The following is a 16,618-nucleotide window of genomic DNA, read 5'->3' as shown; positions in this document are numbered from 1 at the left end:
AAGAGCACGCCGCCTAAAATCCTGCGGTAGCTATTACCTAAAGCAGTTACACGGAGTACAGCCGTGGGAGCGTTGCCGCCTCTGGAAAAAATGGCTTGATGAAAACCATCAAGACAGTTGCTCCCACATTAGATCTGCATCGTTTTGGAGCGATAGGTTCAGGCCAGCTCGGTGGCGGTGTTCTTGACCACCGCCAACTCCGGATGCGCCACCAGCTTATCAATGTGTAACTCATCATTGTTCAACCAAGTCTCCGTCAGCACCCGGTAGTGCTCCATGTCCCGGCAACGCATGCGCAGGCTGTAGTCAAACGGCCCGCTGATCAGTTGGCATTCGAATACCTGGGGGCAGGCCTTCACGCAGGCTTCGAAGGCCTTTTGCGCCGAGCGCCCGCTCTGGTTGGACAAGGCCACCAACACCAGCAGCGACAGCCCTGGCGAGACCATCTGCACATCGATGATCGCCCCATAGCCACGGATCACCCCACGTCGCTCCAACTTGCGCACCCGCTCCAGGCAGGGCCTGGGGGTGAGGTGCACCAGCGACGAAAGCTTTTCGTAGGTGATACGGCCCTGGTGGCGCAGCACTTCGATGATGGCTTCATCAATGCGGTCCAGTACGGGGGCGGAATGGGGTCCGGAGGCCTTGGTATCCATGGGGTTCACTTCAAACGGTTGGAATAAATGGCGGCAAACCTTGCGTGGTTGCCTGACCCTTCACATGGTACGGCCTTCCTCCGTCAACGTCTGTATGCGCTCGGGGACGTGCCTGTACACCTCAGGCGCGTTTTTGCTGCTGCACGCGAGGCTGCTGGGCGAGTCGGGCAAACAAGTCTTTCGGGTCGGCGAGGTCCGGCACCAGCTCAAGTTCGCTGCCCACGTCCAGTGCCTTGGCCACATCCAGTACATAACGCAGCGCCGAGTAGTCTTCGATGGCAAAGCCCACGGAGTCGAACAGGGTGATCTGGTGCGCGTTCTCACGGCCGGGCTGCTGGCCGTTGATCACTTGCCACAGTTCAGTCACCGGTGAGTCGTGCGGCATCTGCTGGATTTCACCTTCGATGCGGCTTTGTGGCTCGTACTCGACGATCACGCGGGCGCGCTCGACGATGCGTCGGTCCAGCTCGGTTTTGCCTGGACAATCGCCGCCCACCGCGTTGAGGTGCATACCGGGTTCGATCATTTCGTCTGTGAGGATGGTGGCGTAGGCCTTGTCGGCCGTGACGGTGGTGACGATATCCGCGCCTTTGACCGCTTCGGCGACGCTGCCGGCCAGGATCACCTTGATGGCCGGAAAAGCCTTGAGGTTGTCGGCCAGTTTGGCGGTGGCTTTGGCATCGATGTCGAACAGACGGATTTCCGTGATGCCGAGCATGGCGTGGAAGGCCAGGGCTTGGAATTCACTCTGCGAGCCATTACCGATCAACGCCATGCTGCGGCTGTTCTCGCGCGCCAGGTAGCGGGCGACCAGGGCTGAGGTGGCGGCTGTACGAATGGCGGTGGTCAGGGTCATTTCCGCCAGCAGCACCGGCTTGCCTGTGTCGACATCGCCCAGCGCGCCAAAGGCCATCACGGTGAGCATGCCGGCCAGGGTGTTTTTCGGGTGACCGTTGACGTACTTGAAGGCGTACAGCGACGCGTCGGACACCGGCATCAGCTCGATCACGCCATCCGGGGAGTGGTTGGCCAGGCGTGCGCATTTCTCGAAATCCTGCCAGCGCAGGTAGTCGGCGCGAATGTATTCGGCCATTTCGGTCAGGCAGGTTTGCAGGCCTTTTTGCGCGACCAGATAGCTGAGGTCATTGACGTCGATATAGCGGGTCATGGAAATGCTCCTTGTTATTGGAAGGCGGCCAGCGGTTTCTGCTGCGCACAGAGCGCCGTCATGGAGTGGGCCAGTGCGGTTATTGTGGCGGTTGTTGCGCAAGGATCTCGGCTGAAACTGGGGGGTGGCTCAGCCGGTAAAGCTGAAAAGTGGGGTCGGGCAGCCGAATCGGCTGTCGAGCCTGAGAGGCGATCAAATAAGGGAGGGAGCGTGCTCCTTCCCACATTGCTACAGTGGCGACTCTGATAGCGCGGTCAGCCAGGAGGAGCCATGTCTACCGTTGTTCGTATTGCCCAGCCCGCCGATGCCGAGGGGATCAGCCAAGTGATTCTGGCGGCATTGCACAGCAGTAATGCGCGGGATTATCCGGCGGATGTGATTGCCCGGGTCGCCAGTAACTTCACGCCGGATGCGGTACTGGCATTGCTTGAGCGCCGCGTGGTGCTGGTGGCGATTCAGGATCGGATGATCGTGGCCACCGCCGCACTCGACGGCAGTGTGGTGCGCTCGGTGTTCGTCAATCCGGTGCTGCAAGGGCAGGGCATTGGGCGGCTGTTGATGATTGAAATCGAGTTACGCGCCCGCGAGGCCGGGGTCACGGTACTGAGCGTGCCGTCTTCGCTGACCGCCGAACCGTTCTATGCCAAGTTGGGGTTCCATACTGTGCGCGACGTCTACCACGGCAACGAGCGTACGTTGGTGATGGAAAAGGCGCTGCTGTCCAGGCATCCCATCGGGCCCTATCGCGACCGTCAGCATCGTGCGCAAGTGGTTGCGCTATGGCAGGAGGCTTTTGGCTATGAAACCGCCCATAACCTGCCGACCCTGGCGATTGATAAAAAGCTGGCCGTCAACGATGGGTTGTTTTTCGTGGCGACCGACAAAAAAACTGTGATCGGGACGATTCTGGCGGGCTACGACGGCCATCGTGGCTGGCTGTATTCGGTGGCGGTGCACGCTGACTATCGGCGTCATGGCCTGGGTTCGTCACTGGTACGGCATGCGGAACAGGCATTGACGGCGCTGGGCTGCATGAAGATCAACCTGCAGATCACCAGTGGCAATGAGGCGGTGGCGGGGTTTTACGAGGCGTTGGGGTATGGGGTGGAGCCGAGGATCAGTATGGGGAAGAAGATTGTTGGGAATATTCCGACTCGATCCTGAGAACACCTGAGCTCAAATGTGGGAGCTGGTAAGCCAGCTCCCACATGGGGTTGGGGCGTAGCTTGGTGTGGCTTAGACCTTGACGATCCAGCCCGCTGGCGCTTCAACGTCGCCGGTCTGCACGCCGGTCAGCTCTTTGTAGAGCTTCTGGGTGATCGGGCCGACTTCGGTCTCGCTGTGGAACACGTGCAGCTTGCCGTTGTACTGGATACCGCCGATCGGCGAGATCACCGCGGCGGTACCGCAGGCACCGGCTTCCTTGAACTGGTCCAGTTTGTCGATGAACACTTCGCCCTCGACCACTTCCAGGCCCAGGCGGGTCTTGGCCAGTTCGATCAGCGACAGACGGGTGATGCCTGGCAGCACCGAAGGCGACTTCGGTGTGATGAACTTATTGTCGTGGGTGATCCCGAAGAAGTTGGCCGAGCCGACTTCTTCGATTTTCGAGTGAGTCATCGGGTCCAGGTAGATCGCATCGGCGAAACCGGATTTCTTCGCTTCGGCGCCCGGCATCAGGCTGGCGGCGTAGTTGCCACCGACCTTGGCGGCACCGGTGCCCTGGGGTGCGGCGCGGTCGAAGGTGGAGATCTGGAAGTTGTGTGGTACCAGGCCGCCTTTGAAGTAGGCGCCAACCGGGATGGCGAACACCGAGAAGATGAACTCCGGCGCGGTACGCACACCGATGTTGTCACCGGTGCCGATCACGAACGGGCGCAGGTACAGCGCGCCGCCACTGCCATACGGCGGGATGAAGCGCTCGTTGGCCTTGACCACTTGTTTGCAGGCGTCGATGAAGTCTTCGGTCGACACATGCGGCATCAGCAGGCGCGCGCAGCTGCGCTGCATGCGGGCGGCGTTCTGGTCCGGGCGGAACAGGTTGATCGAGCCGTCCTTGCAGCGGTAGGCCTTGAGGCCTTCAAAGCATTGCTGGCCATAGTGCAGGGCGGTGGAGCCCTCGCTGATGTGCAGCACGTTGTCGTCGGTCAGGGTGCCAGCTTGCCATTCGCCGTTTTTCCAGACCTGGAGAAACCGCTTGTCGGTCTTGATGTAGTCAAAACCCAGCTTGTCCCAATTGATGCTTTCGTTACCCATGACACCCTCTATCTTTGGTCAAGTCGGTTTTTTTTCTGAATGGGCGCAACAATACTGCATTCTTGGCTTGTGTGGGAGCCACTGGGTGGACGCCTTCAGCCTCTGTATTGACCGATCCACCGCTATCGGGGGCAAGCCCCCACCCCCATTTGGCATGCATTCCCCTGTGGGAGGGGGCTTGCCCCCGATGGCCTCCCCGCGGTTTTACAGGTGCAGCGCGTGGCCCAGCGCCCGCAGCGCAGCCTCCTGCACCGCCTCGCCGAGGGTCGGATGGGCGTGGATGGTGCCGGCCACGTCTTCCAGGCGCGCGCCCATTTCCAGGCTCAGGCCGAAGGCGGTGGACAGCTCGGACACGCCGGCGCCAACTGCTTGCCAGCCGACGATCAGATGATTGTCGCGGCGTGCCACCACCCGTACGAAGCCGGTTTTCGACTCCAGGGTCATTGCGCGGCCGTTGGCGGCGAACGGGAAACTCGACACGATGCAGTCCAGGCCGGCGGCCTTGGCTTCATCGGGTGTCTTGCCGACCACCACCAGTTCCGGGTCGGTAAAGCACACGGCCGGGATTGCCGCCGGGTTGAATTCGCGGGATTTACCGCTGATCAGTTCGGCAACCATTTCACCTTGGGCCATGGCCCGATGGGCCAGCATCGGCTCGCCGCTCAGGTCGCCGATGGCCCACACGTTGCGCATGCTGGTCTGGCAGCGGCTGTCGATTTTGACCGCCGCGCCGTTCATCTCCAGGTTCAGCGCCTCAAGGTTCCAGCCCTGGGTATTGGGGGTGCGACCCACGGCGACCAGCACCTGGTCGGTTTCCAGCGAGAGGGTGTCACCCTTCGGGTCACGTACCTGCAACTGGTTGTCGGCAAAACCGCTGACGCTGTGATTGAGGAACAGCTTCACCCCCAAGTGCTTGAGGGACTCGTTCACCGGTTGGGTCAATTCGGCGTCGTAGGCCGGCAGGATGCGATCCTGCGCCTCGACCACGCTGACCTCGGCGCCAAGCTTACGGTAGGCAATCCCCAGTTCCAGGCCGATATAGCCGCCGCCCACCACGATCAGGCGCTTGGGCACCCGCGTTGGCGCCAGCGCCTCGGTGGACGAGATGATCGGCCCGCCAATCGGCAGCATCGGCAGGTTGACGCTTTTCGAACCAGTGGCCAGCAACAGGTGTTCGCACTGGATGCGCTGGTCGCCGACGTCGACGGTCTTGCCGTCCGCCACCTTGGCCCAGCCGTGGATCACTTGCACCTTGTGCTTCTTCAGCAGCGCGGCGACGCCGGTGGTCAGGCGGTCAACGATGCCGTCTTTCCATTCCACGCTCTTGCGGATGTCCAGGGTTGGCACATCCACTTCGATGCCCAGGTGTGAACCCTGGCTGTGCTGGACTGTTTGCTGGAATTGCTCGGCCACATGGATCAACGCCTTGGACGGGATGCAGCCGATATTCAGGCAGGTGCCGCCCAGCGCCTGGCCTTCCACCAGGAGGGTCGGGATGCCCAGTTGGCCGGCACGGATCGCCGCCACATAACCGCCAGGGCCGCCGCCGATAATCAGCAGCGTGGTATTCAATGTCTGCGTCATGCCTTACTCCAGGAACAGGCTGGCGGGTTGTTCGAGCAGGCCGCGAATGGCCTGGATGAATTGCGCTGCATCCATGCCATCGACCACGCGGTGATCGAAGGAGCTGGAGAGGTTCATCATCTTGCGCACCACGATCTGGCCCTTGATCACCATCGGCCGCTCGACGATGCGGTTGACGCCGACGATGGCCACTTCCGGCAGGTTGAGCACCGGCGTGCTGACGATGCCGCCCAAGGCGCCGAGGCTGGTCAGGGTGATGGTCGAACCGGACAGCTCGTCACGGCTGGCCTTGCCATTGCGTGCAGCAGTGGCCAAACGTGCGATTTCCTCGGCATTGCCCCACAGGCTGCGGGCCTCGGCGTGACGCACCACCGGTACCATCAGGCCCACGTCGCTTTGGGTGGCGACACCTACGTGAACCGCGCCAAGGCGGGTGATGACCTGGGCTTCGTCGTCGTAACGCGCATTGATCTGTGGAAAGTCCCGCAGCGCCACGACCATGGCTCGCACGATGAACGGCAGCAGGGTCAGCTTGCCACGCGTGGCGCCGTGCTTCTCATTGAGGTGCACGCGCAGTTCGTCGAGAGCGGTGACGTCGATTTCTTCCACGTAGCTGAAATGCGCGGCCCGCCGGGTGGCGTCTTGCATGCGCTGGGCGATCTTGCGGCGCATGCCGATCACCGGGATCTGTTCTTCGTCGTTGCGTTCGGCGTAGGGGTTGGCTGCGGTTTGGGTTTGCGTCGGACGCTGCTGCAAGTAAGCGTCGAGATCTTCGTGCAGAATCCGCCCCGCCGGGCCTGAGCCCTGGACCAGGCGCAGTTGAATCCCCGCATCCAGCGCATGTTTGCGCACGGCAGGGGAGGCCAATGGGCGTTCGTCGGCGGTACGGGCCACCGGGGCCTGGGCTGCGACAACCGGAGCGGGTTGGCTTTCAACCACCACCGGTGCAGGCTTGGCTTGCACCACCGGGGCGGCCTTCGGCGCCTCCTTCACGACCGGCGCGTCCTTGGCGTTGCCCGCACCCTCCACTTCAATGCTGATCAGAATACTGCCCACGGCCATGACTTCACCCGGCTCGCCGCCGAGGGAAATCACCTTGCCATGCACCGGCGAGGGAATGTCCACCATCGCCTTGTCGGTCATCACATCCGCCAGCACCTGGTCTTCGACCACCATGTCGCCGACCTTCACATGCCACACCGACAGTTCAACTTCCGCGATGCCTTCGCCAATGTCCGGCATCTTGATAACGTGCGTGCCCATTCAGACCTCCATGACCCGTTTCAACGCCGCGCCCACTCGGGACGGGCCTGGGAAATACGCCCACTCCTGCGCGTGCGGGTAGGGGGTGTCCCAACCGGTGACGCGTTCGATCGGCGCTTCCAGGTGGTGGAAGCAATGCTCCTGCACCAGTGCGACCAGCTCGGCGCCAAAGCCGCAGGTGCGAGTGGCTTCGTGCACCACCACGCAGCGGCCGGTCTTCTTGACGGAGTTGACGATGGTTTCCAAGTCCAGCGGCCACAGGCTGCGCAGGTCGATGACTTCGGCGTCGATGCCGGTTTCTTCGGCGGCGACTTGCGACACATACACCGTGGTGCCGTAGGTCAGCACGGTCACGGCCGAGCCCGGACGCACGATGGCGGCCACGTCCAGCGGCACGGTGTAGTAACCGTCCGGCACTTGGGCTTGCGGGTGCTTCGACCATGGGGTGACGGGCCGGTCGTGATGGCCATCGAACGGACCGTTGTACAGGCGTTTGGGCTCAAGGAAGATCACCGGGTCATCGTTTTCGATGGAGGCGATCAACAGGCCCTTGGCGTCATAGGGGTTGGACGGCATCACCGTGCGCAGGCCGCACACCTGGGTGAACACCGCTTCGATACTCTGGCTGTGGGTCTGGCCGCCGTAGATGCCGCCGCCGCAAGGCATGCGCATGGTCAGCGGCGCGGTGAACTGGCCGGCCGAGCGATAACGCAGGCGTGCCGCTTCGGAGATGATCTGGTCGGTGGCAGGGTAGACGTAGTCGGCGAACTGGATTTCGGCGACCGGGCGCAGGCCGTAGGCGCCCATGCCCACGGCCACGCCGATAATGCCGCTTTCGGAGATCGGCGCGTCAAACACTCGCGAGCTGCCGTACTTGGTCTGCAGGCCTTCGGTGCAACGGAACACGCCGCCGAAATAGCCGACGTCCTGGCCGAATACCACCACGTTATCGTCACGTTCGAGCATCACATCCATGGCCGAGCGCAGGGCCTGGATCATGGTCATGGTGGTGGTGGTCATGGCGGTTTCCACTTCAATGCTGTTGTTGTGATCGTTCATGTCAGATCCCCAACGCTTGACGCTGGCGCTTCAAGTGCTCCGGCATCTCTTTGTAGACGTCTTCGAACATGGTCGCGGCGCTTGGAATCTGGCCGCCGGCAAGGGTGCCGTACTGTTCGGCTTGTTTTTGCGCCGCAATCACTTCGGCTTCTAGTTCGGCACTGACCGCCGCGTGTTCCTCTTCGGACCACTGGCCAATCTTGATCAGGTGCTGCTTGAGGCGGGCAATCGGGTCGCCGAGGGGGAAGTGGCTCCAGTCATCGGCGGGGCGGTATTTGGATGGATCATCCGAGGTGGAGTGCGGGCCGGCACGGTAGGTGACCCATTCGATCAGCGTGGGTCCGAGGTTGCGGCGCGCACGTTCGGCAGCCCAGGCGGAAGCGGCGTATACCGCGATGAAGTCGTTGCCGTCCACGCGCAGGGAGGCAATACCACAACCTACGCCGCGTCCGGCAAAGGTGGTGGCTTCGCCGCCGGCGATGGCTTGGAAGGTGGAGATGGCCCACTGGTTGTTGACCACGTTGAGGATCACCGGCGCGCGGTACACGTGGGCAAAGGTGAGGGCAGTGTGGAAGTCGGATTCGGCGGTGGCGCCGTCGCCGATCCAGGCGGAGGCGATCTTGGTATCGCCCTTGATCGCCGAGGCCATGCCCCAGCCCACGCCTTGTACGAATTGGGTGGCGAGGTTGCCGGAGATCGTGAAGAAGCCAGCGTCTTTCACCGAATACATGATCGGCAACTGGCGGCCCTTGAGCGGATCACGCTCGTTGGACAGCAACTGGCAGATCAGGTCCACCAGGGGCACGTCGCGAGCCATCAGGATGCTTTGCTGGCGGTAGGTGGGGAAGCACATGTCGTCGATGTTCAAGGCCAGGGCCTGGGCGCTGCCGATGGCTTCTTCGCCAAGGCTTTGCATGTAGAACGACATTTTTTTCTGACGCTGGGCGACGACCATGCGGTTATCGAAAATCCGCGTCTTGAGCATCGCGCGCATGCCTTTGCGCAGGATCTCGACGGGAACACCGTCAGCCCAGGGGCCGAGGGCCTGGCCCTGGTCGTCGAGCACGCGGATCAGGCCTTTGGCGAGGTCGGCGGTGTCGGCGGGTTCTACGTCGATGGCGGGTTTGCGCACCAGGCCGGCGTCGGTCAGGCGCAGGTAGGTGAAGTCGGTCTTGCAGCCTGGGCGTCCCGAGGGTTCAGGGACGTGCAGGCGCAGCGGTTCGTACGGCTGATTCATGGCTTCTACGCTCGATCTTGTGAATTTCTTGTAGTGGGCGCGCTAGCTGACAGTCAGTCTCCGGATAGGAGAAATCTTGTCCTACAACAATCATAGGCGGGGCGTAGAAGAATATTTATCTGTGTTTCATTGCGCTCACGATCATTTGCGGATAAAAAAACTGCATAAACATAATAAACAGGTGATTTTGTCTCATGCGCAAACTGGACCGTACCGATATCGGCATTCTCAACGCCCTGCAGGAGAACGCCCGCATCACCAACGCCGACCTGGCCCGCTCGGTCAACCTGTCGCCCACGCCGTGCTTCAACCGGGTGAAGGCAATGGAGGAATTGGGCCTGATTCGCGAGCAGGTCACGTTGCTGGACGCCGATCTGCTGGGGCTGCACGTCAATGTGTTCATCCACGTAAGCCTGGAAAAACAGAATGAGTTGGCGTTGCAGCAGTTCGAAGGCGCGATTTCCGACCGGCCCGAGGTCATGGAGTGCTACCTGATGGCTGGCGACCCGGACTACCTGATCCGGGTGCTGGTACCGACGATCCAGTCGCTTGAGCGCTTCATGATGGATTTTCTGACCAAGGTGCCGGGCGTGGCCAACATCCGCTCAAGCTTTGCCCTCAAGCAAGTGCGTTACAAAACCGCACTGCCACTGCCAAGGGACGGACTGATGGTTTGATAACGGCGCGCTATTACATTGAGTACTTTGATCGTTAGCTGGGTAACTAACTTCATCGTATTTTATTTTTGCGGCTAATAAAAAAATGCGTAATCAGTCACGTATTTTTCACATGTGTTTTAACACATTAACCCCCATCAGGCCGTGAAGTTCGCGGTCCAGGAAAGGGGTGAGCCGCAATGTTCATGAGAGCCTTGAAGTTAAACTTTCGTACCACACTTTGTTTTGGCGTGGTGTGCCTTCTGCTGTTAGTACAAGGAGCAATGACGCTGATAAAAGTCGATAAAGTTTATTCGTCGACGGTTGAAATCGAAAACAACTGGCTCCCCAGTATCCGTTTGGCCGGTGAGATAGATTCTGCATTTTATAAACTTCGTCTTGACCTGCGTCGTTATGCCATGGAAACGACCCGCCAGGATCCGGCCTCCCTTGAAAAGCTTAAGGCGACGCGTACGGAAGTGCTCGACATTGCCGAGCGTTATGTGCCGTTTGTGTCGAGCCCCGAGGAGCAATCCACCTACAACGGGGCATTAGCCAGCATCAAGAACTACAGCCAGAAGATGGATGAGTTTCTCGCGCAGGCGTCCAGCCTGTCCGTTGAACAGATGTCGACCTACTTGCGTGATGTCAACGGACCTATCGCCCTGGATGTGCAGCGTGCCATCCGTGAGCTGATCGCGTTGAACGAGAAGGGCTCCAAGGCGGCGGTACAAGTTGCCTCCGGCGAGTATGAAACAGCACGCTTGTTTACCTGGATACTGATGGTAGGCTCCTTGCTGATCACCGTCGTGGTCGCACGCTTGTTTACCCGCAGCATCATTGCTCCGGTACGTGAATTGCTGGTGTCGACCGGCAAAATTGCCGACGGCGATTTACGTGTAGCCATTGCGATCAATGGCAATGACGAGCTGACGGCGTTGCAACGGTCTACCGCGTCCATGCAAATGAATCTGAAAAGTACCCTGCAGCACATCTCGGAAGCGTCCGGGCAGTTGGCGTCGGCGGCAGAGGAGATGAGTGCCATTACCCGCGAATCCAGTGCGGGGATCGAGCGCCAAAGCCTGGAGACGGACCAGGCCGCCACAGCCGTAAACGAGATGACGGCGGCAGTGGAGGAGGTCGCCCGCAATGCGGTGTCGGCGTCCCAATCGACGCAAGATTCCCAGCGCTCGGCCAAAATGGGTCAGGAGCGTGTGACGCAAACCATCGCCTCAATCGAGAAACTCAGCGCCACGGTGCAACAGACCGGCGTGGAAGTTGAAGGCCTGGCCAAGCAGGCTCAGGATATTGCACGGGTGGTTGAAGTGATCCGCTCGATTGCCGAGCAAACCAACCTGCTGGCGTTGAACGCCGCCATTGAGGCGGCCAGGGCAGGAGAACAGGGCAGGGGGTTTGCGGTAGTGGCCGACGAGGTGAGGGCACTGGCGCACAGAACGCAGACATCGACGCAGGAAATCGAGCAGATGATTGCCAAAATCCAGAGCTGCTCCAGCGAAGCGGTGTCCTCCATGGCGCTTAACCGCAACGAGGCGGTGGATTCCTTGAAGATCGCCCATGAAGCGGGCCTGGCCATTACACAGATCACCGAAGCCATCACGGATATCAATGAACGCAACCTGTTGATTGCGACAGCGTCCGAGGAGCAGGCCCATGTAGCCCGCTCCGTGGACCAGAACCTGATCAGTATCCGTGACCTGTCTATCCAGAGTTCTTCGGCGGCCGGCCAGACTTCGATTGCCAGTCAAGAGCTGTCAAGGCTGGCGGTGGACCTCAAGCAGATCGTGTCGAAGTTCTCCGTCGCCTGATAAAACCTGCGCAACCCGCGCAACATGGCGCGGCACGGAGGCCGCGCCTGCCCGCTTTCACAGTTGGTTCAAGGGGATCTTCAGGTAAGTCACCCCATTTTCCTCTGCAGGCGGCATATTCCCCGCCCGCACATTCACCTGGATCGCCGGCAGCAACAGCGTCGGCATCCCCAGCCCGGCATCACGCTGGGTGCGCATCGCGACAAACGCCGCTTCATCCACTCCGTCATGCACATGGATATTCCCCGCGCGCTGCTCGGCCACCGTGGTCAGGCACTTTGCTTCACGGCCTTCGGGCGGGTAGTCATGGCACACGTACAGCTCGGTCTCCAAAGGAAACGCCAGCAGCTTGCGCATCGATGCATACAACTGCCGCGCATCACCGCCGGGGAAGTCGCAGCGCGCCGTGCCGACGTCGGGCATGAACAGCGTATCGCCCACCAGGATCAGCCGGTCGTCGATCAGGTAGGCCATGTCCGCCGGGGTATGCCCGGGCACATGCAGGGCCTGGGCCTTGATAGAGCCGATATGAAACACCTCATCCGGCGCAAACAAGTGATCGAACTGCGAGCCGTCCACGCGAAATTCCGATTCCAGGTTGAACAGGTTCTTGAACACGTCCTGCACTTTGCTGATGGACTGGCCAATCGCGATCTTGCCGCCCAGCGTCCGGCGCAGGTAAGGCGCGGCGGAGAGGTGGTCGGCATGGGCGTGGGTTTCGAGCAACCATTGCACCTGCAGGCGATGTTCGCGCACGTAGGCGATCACCTTGTCGGCCTGGCGGGTGTCGGTGCGCCCGGAGGCCGGGTCGTAGTTGAGCACCGAGTCGACGATGGCACAGGGGCCATCATCTGCCTCGTGTAGGACGTAGGTGTAGGTCGACGACGCCTCGTCCAGAAAGGCTTGTATCAACGCGGGCATGGCGGCGGTCCTTGTAGTGGATTGCGGCTTACATTCGAGATGTTTTCCACATAGGCTTGCGAGCTTAAGGGAAAAAAACGGTCCGAGGCAAAGGATCGACCTGTAACGGGACGTGACGCCATACGGCAACGCTCCTTGTGTGCATCGAATTAAAAAGGCGATAGACCATGACCGAACAACACTGGGGCCCTACCATCAGTGGCGATATCGTAGTCATCGGCGGCGGCTCGGCGGGGATCGGCCTGCTGGCCAGCCTGCTCAAGCGCGACCCCCACCTGAATATCACCCTGATCGAGCCGAGCGACCACCACTGCTACCAGCCCGCCTGGACCCTGGTGGGCGGCGGCGCCTACGACCTGGAAAAGACCCGCCGCCCGCTGGCCGACGTACTGCCCAATGGTGTCACCTGGGTACAGGCCGCCGTCACCGAACTGTTGCCGGACGAACAGACGCTGGTCCTCGACAGCGGCCAACGCGTCACCTGGAACAACCTCATCGTGTGCCCTGGCCTGCGCCTGGCCTGGGAGAAGATCGAAGGGCTGCAAGACACCCTTGGCCAGCATGGCGTCACCTCCAACTATAGTTACCAGCACGCGGCCTATACGTGGCAGTTGGTGCAGCAACTCAAGGGCGGCAAGGCGATTTTTACCCAGCCGGCCATGCCGATCAAATGCGCGGGGGCGCCGCAAAAAGCCCTGTACCTGTCGTGCGATCACTGGCTCAAGCAGGGCGCTCTGAAAAACATCGACGTCGAATTCAACCTAGCCGGCGCCGCGCTGTTCGGCGTGGCGACGTTTGTGCCGCCGCTGATGAAGTACATCGAAAAATACGCTGCCCGCCTGGCGTTCAATTCCAACCTGGTGAAGGTTGATGGCCCGGCACGCAAGGCCTGGTTCGAAGTGAAGGACGCCGCAGGCAATGCGACGGTTGAAGAGAAATCCTTCGATATGCTTCACGTGGTCCCACCCCAAGTTTCCCCGGAGTTCATCCGCCAGAGCCCGTTGGCTGACGCCGCCGGCTGGTGCGAAGTAAACCCCCACAGCCTGCAACACCTGCGTTACCCGCATATCTTCGGCCTTGGCGACGTGTGCGGCACCACCAATGCCAAGACCGCCGCTGCGGCGCGCAAGCAAATCGTGGTGGTCGCCGAAAACCTGCTGGCCCTGCGCAAACAGGCGCCGCTGCCGCTCAAGTACGACGGCTACGGTTCCTGCCCGCTGACGGTGGAGAAGGGCAAGGTGGTGCTGGCCGAGTTCGGCTATGGCGGCAAATTGCTGCCGACCTTTCCCCTGGACCCGACCCAGGCGCGCCGCTCAATGTGGTTCCTCAAGGCCACCTTGCTGCCGTGGTTCTACTGGAACGGCATGCTCAAGGGCCGCGAATGGCTGACCCGCCTGAGCAAGGTGGACTGAATGCTGCTGGCCAGTGTGTTGGGATTATTGATGGGCCTGGTCATGGGCCTGACCGGCGCGGGCGGCGGCATCCTCGGGGTGCCGGCGCTGGTGCTGGGCCTGGGGTTGAGCATGACCCAGGCGGCGCCGGTGTCGCTGCTCGCCGTGGGCGCGGCGGCAGCGGTGGGGGCGATTGACGGTTTGCGCCATGGCCTGGTGCGCTACCGTGCTGCGTTGCTGATCGCGTTGCTTGGCGCGTTGTTTTCGCCAGTGGGCGTGTTCTTTGCCCACCAGTTGCCGGAGCCCGTGCTGATGGGCCTGTTCAGCGCGTTGATGGTGCTGGTGGCCTGGCGCATGTTGCAGCGCGAAAAACGCGAGGCCGGGCCGAGTGACCATGGCACCGCCTCCTGGGCCCAGAAAAACTGCATGCTCGACCAGCAAACCGGGCGCTTCGCCTGGACCGCCAAGTGCAGCGCAACCCTGGCCGCCCTCGGTGCGGTGACGGGAGCGGTGTCCGGCCTGCTGGGCGTCGGCGGCGGGTTCCTGATCGTGCCGGCGTTCAAGCAGCTCACCGATGTGCAGATGCGCGGCATCGTCGCCACCTCCTTGATGGTGATCAGCCTGCTCTCGCTGATCGGTGTGGCCGGTGCGTTCCATGCCGGTGTCCGCATTGAACCGATAGGCTGGGTATTTATCGGCGCAAGCATCGTCGGCATGCTGGCCGGCCGACGCCTGTGCTCGGTGATTCCCGCGCGTATCTTGCAGGTGGGTTTTGCCAGTTTGTGTGTACTGGTTGCTATTGGCATGGTGGTTAAAGCGGCCATCTGATCGGCTCATCCTCTCGTGTCCTCCACCCAGTGCCCAGCACCGTTGTTGAACAAACCGTCAAGCCCGGCGAGTGGCGGGCCGTATTGAGCCCGCTTTTGGCTTGAGGCGTTGATACCTGTCAACGCAGCCTGTGGCAATCCAGGGCATGCTTGCGGCCTGATTTGAAGGCTGATGGAGCCCGCCATGAACGCCCCCGCCACAACCGCCGCATCATTCAAATTTCCCCTGGGCCTGGTAGTCGCCGTGCTGGTGATGGCCGGGGTGCTGCTGTTGCCGCTGCCCGCTGACTTACCGGTGGCTGGGCACCGCATGCTGGCGATCCTCGCGTTTGCCGTGGTGGTGTGGATCACCGAGGCGGTGTCCTATGAGGCCAGTGCGATCATGATCACCTCGCTGATGGCTTTTCTGCTCGGCACGGCGCCGTCGGTGCAAGACCCTATCCATCTGATCGGCACCAGCCCGGCCATCAGCATGGCGCTTACCGGTTTTTCCAACCCGGCATTGGCGCTGGTGGCGGGCGCGTTGTTCATCGCCGCCGCGATGACGCATACCGGTCTGGACCGGCGCATTGCCCTGGTGACGCTGAGCCGGATCGGCACGAGTACCCGGCGCATCCTGCTCGGAGCGGTTGCGGTGACCATTCTGCTCAGCCTCGTTGTGCCCAGCGCCACGGCGCGCAGTGCCTGCGTGGTGCCGATCATGATGGGCGTGATCGCCGCGTTTGGCGTGGACAGACGCTCGAACATCGCGGCCGGCATCATGATCGTGGTGGCCCAGGGCACCAGCATCTGGAACGTCGGCATCCAGACCGCCGCCGCGCAGAACCTGCTGACCGTCGGCTTCATGGACAAGATGCTCGGCCAGCGCGTGTCGTGGATCGACTGGCTGATTGCGGGGGCACCGTGGGCGTTGATCATGTCGGCGGTGTTGCTGTTCCTGGTGCTCAAATTGTTGCCGCCGGAGACCGACAGCATCCCGGGCGGTAAAGAGGCGGTGGCGCAATCGCTGGTGGACATCGGGCCGATGACGGGGCCGCAGAAGCGCCTGTTGACGGTGTCGGTGTTGTTGCTGCTGGCTTGGGCCACGGAAGGGCGTTTGCACAGTTTTGACACCACCTCGACCACGTACGCGGGGTTGGTGTTTCTGTTGCTGCCAGGCATCGGCGTGATGACGTGGAAGGATGTGCAGTCGCGGATTCCTTGGGGCACGGTGATTGTGTTTGGGGTGGGCATCAGCCTCGGGACGGCGCTGCTTACCACCCAGGCGGGGCAGTGGTTGGGGGCTGCCGTGGTGGCTCACACGGGGTTGGATCAGGTTGGGCCGCTGGGGGTGTTTGCGATTCTTGGGGCGTTTTTGATCGTGATTCATTTGGGGTTTGCCAGTGCCACGGCATTGACCTCGGCGTTGTTGCCGATCCTGATTGCGGTGTTGCAGACGTTGCCGGGGGAGTTCAGTCGGTTGGGGATGACGATGCTGCTGGGGTTTGTGATGAGTTATGGGTTTATTCTGCCGATCAATGCGCCGCAGAATATGGTGTGCCTGGGAACGGGGACGTTTACGGCTCGGCAATTTGCCAAGGTGGGGGTTCTGGTGACGGTGATCGGCTATGCGCTGATGCTGGTGTTTGCCGCCACTTACTGGAGCTGGCTCGGCTGGGTCTGACAGTGTAAAGGTTGTCCCCAATACACTGCAGATGCCATGTGGGAGGGGGCTTGCCCCCGATGGCGGTGTGTCTACTTCGATGACCCATTGTTCCTTCGAAATGACAAGATG

The 16,618-nt window shown here is 61.4% G+C and carries 14 protein-coding genes; 6 read left to right on the top strand and 8 right to left on the bottom strand.

Annotated features, from left to right (window positions below):
* Positions 1-158: 158 nt before the first annotated feature.
* Both K7431_RS09955 and K7431_RS09950 read right to left on the bottom strand, forming a co-directional pair.
* Positions 159-656, bottom strand: a complete 498-nt coding sequence (locus tag K7431_RS09955; protein ID WP_043205579.1) for an Lrp/AsnC family transcriptional regulator — start codon at positions 654-656, stop codon at positions 159-161.
* 121 nt (positions 657-777) lie between these two features.
* Positions 778-1,824 carry an ornithine cyclodeaminase gene (locus K7431_RS09950; RefSeq protein WP_015884763.1) on the bottom strand — a complete coding sequence of 349 codons (1,047 nt, stop codon included), beginning with the start codon at positions 1,822-1,824 and terminating at the stop codon, positions 778-780.
* A 270-nt stretch (positions 1,825-2,094) separates the two neighbouring features.
* Here K7431_RS09950 and K7431_RS09945 point away from each other — a divergent pair, with 270 nt between their 5' ends.
* Positions 2,095-2,988, top strand: coding sequence for a GNAT family acetyltransferase (locus K7431_RS09945; protein ID WP_015884762.1), 894 nt, complete (start codon positions 2,095-2,097; stop codon positions 2,986-2,988).
* Between the two features lie 72 nt (positions 2,989-3,060).
* On the opposite strand, the gene K7431_RS09940 is transcribed toward K7431_RS09945, so the two are convergent.
* The 5 genes from K7431_RS09940 to K7431_RS09920 all read right to left on the bottom strand — a co-directional run bounded on the left by K7431_RS09940 (position 3,061) and on the right by K7431_RS09920 (position 9,223).
* Entirely contained in the window at positions 3,061-4,080 is a 1,020-nt protein-coding gene (locus tag K7431_RS09940; protein WP_015884761.1) for a branched-chain amino acid aminotransferase, read from the bottom strand.
* Between the two features lie 204 nt (positions 4,081-4,284).
* The gene (lpdA, locus tag K7431_RS09935; protein ID WP_015884760.1) at positions 4,285-5,664 is read right to left on the bottom strand and encodes a dihydrolipoyl dehydrogenase; all 1,380 of its coding nucleotides are present in this window, start codon (positions 5,662-5,664) and stop codon (positions 4,285-4,287) included.
* Between the two features lie 3 nt (positions 5,665-5,667).
* Positions 5,668-6,927: a dihydrolipoamide acetyltransferase family protein gene (locus tag K7431_RS09930; RefSeq protein ID WP_015884759.1), complete on the bottom strand. Its 1,260-nt coding sequence runs from the start codon at positions 6,925-6,927 to the stop codon at positions 5,668-5,670.
* Entirely contained in the window at positions 6,928-7,986 is a 1,059-nt protein-coding gene (locus K7431_RS09925) for an alpha-ketoacid dehydrogenase subunit beta (RefSeq protein WP_043205577.1), read from the bottom strand.
* A 1-nt stretch (position 7,987) separates the two neighbouring features.
* Positions 7,988-9,223, bottom strand: coding sequence for a 3-methyl-2-oxobutanoate dehydrogenase (2-methylpropanoyl-transferring) subunit alpha (locus K7431_RS09920; protein WP_015884757.1), 1,236 nt, complete (start codon positions 9,221-9,223; stop codon positions 7,988-7,990).
* Positions 9,224-9,417: 194 nt separating this feature from the next.
* On the opposite strand from K7431_RS09920, the gene K7431_RS09915 reads away from it, so the two are divergent.
* Both K7431_RS09915 and K7431_RS09910 read left to right on the top strand, forming a co-directional pair.
* The gene (locus tag K7431_RS09915) at positions 9,418-9,900 is read left to right on the top strand and encodes an Lrp/AsnC family transcriptional regulator (protein WP_015884756.1); all 483 of its coding nucleotides are present in this window, start codon (positions 9,418-9,420) and stop codon (positions 9,898-9,900) included.
* Between the two features lie 179 nt (positions 9,901-10,079).
* On the top strand, positions 10,080-11,705 hold the full coding sequence (locus K7431_RS09910) for a methyl-accepting chemotaxis protein (RefSeq protein WP_015884755.1): 1,626 nt from the start codon (positions 10,080-10,082) through the stop codon (positions 11,703-11,705).
* A gap of 57 nt (positions 11,706-11,762) precedes the next feature.
* Here the strand turns inward: K7431_RS09910 and K7431_RS09905 are convergent, their stop codons facing one another.
* Positions 11,763-12,626, bottom strand: coding sequence for an MBL fold metallo-hydrolase (locus tag K7431_RS09905; protein WP_015884754.1), 864 nt, complete (start codon positions 12,624-12,626; stop codon positions 11,763-11,765).
* A 167-nt stretch (positions 12,627-12,793) separates the two neighbouring features.
* Between K7431_RS09905 and K7431_RS09900 the strand changes: the two genes are divergently transcribed.
* The 3 genes from K7431_RS09900 (at position 12,794) to K7431_RS09890 (ending at position 16,507) form a co-directional block, all read left to right on the top strand.
* Positions 12,794-14,038: an NAD(P)/FAD-dependent oxidoreductase gene (locus tag K7431_RS09900; RefSeq protein ID WP_015884753.1), complete on the top strand. Its 1,245-nt coding sequence runs from the start codon at positions 12,794-12,796 to the stop codon at positions 14,036-14,038.
* On the top strand, positions 14,039-14,845 hold the full coding sequence (locus tag K7431_RS09895) for a sulfite exporter TauE/SafE family protein (RefSeq protein WP_015884752.1): 807 nt from the start codon (positions 14,039-14,041) through the stop codon (positions 14,843-14,845).
* Positions 14,846-15,028: 183 nt separating this feature from the next.
* A complete protein-coding gene (locus K7431_RS09890; RefSeq protein ID WP_043205576.1) occupies positions 15,029-16,507 on the top strand; it encodes a DASS family sodium-coupled anion symporter in 1,479 nt (492 codons plus the stop codon).
* The last annotated feature ends 111 nt before the right edge of the window (positions 16,508-16,618 follow it).

The sequence above is a fragment of the Pseudomonas fluorescens group sp. genome (assembly GCF_020093335.1).
Classification (GTDB): domain Bacteria; phylum Pseudomonadota; class Gammaproteobacteria; order Pseudomonadales; family Pseudomonadaceae; genus Aquipseudomonas; species Aquipseudomonas petroselini.
This window is presented reverse-complemented; position numbering and strand designations above follow the sequence as displayed.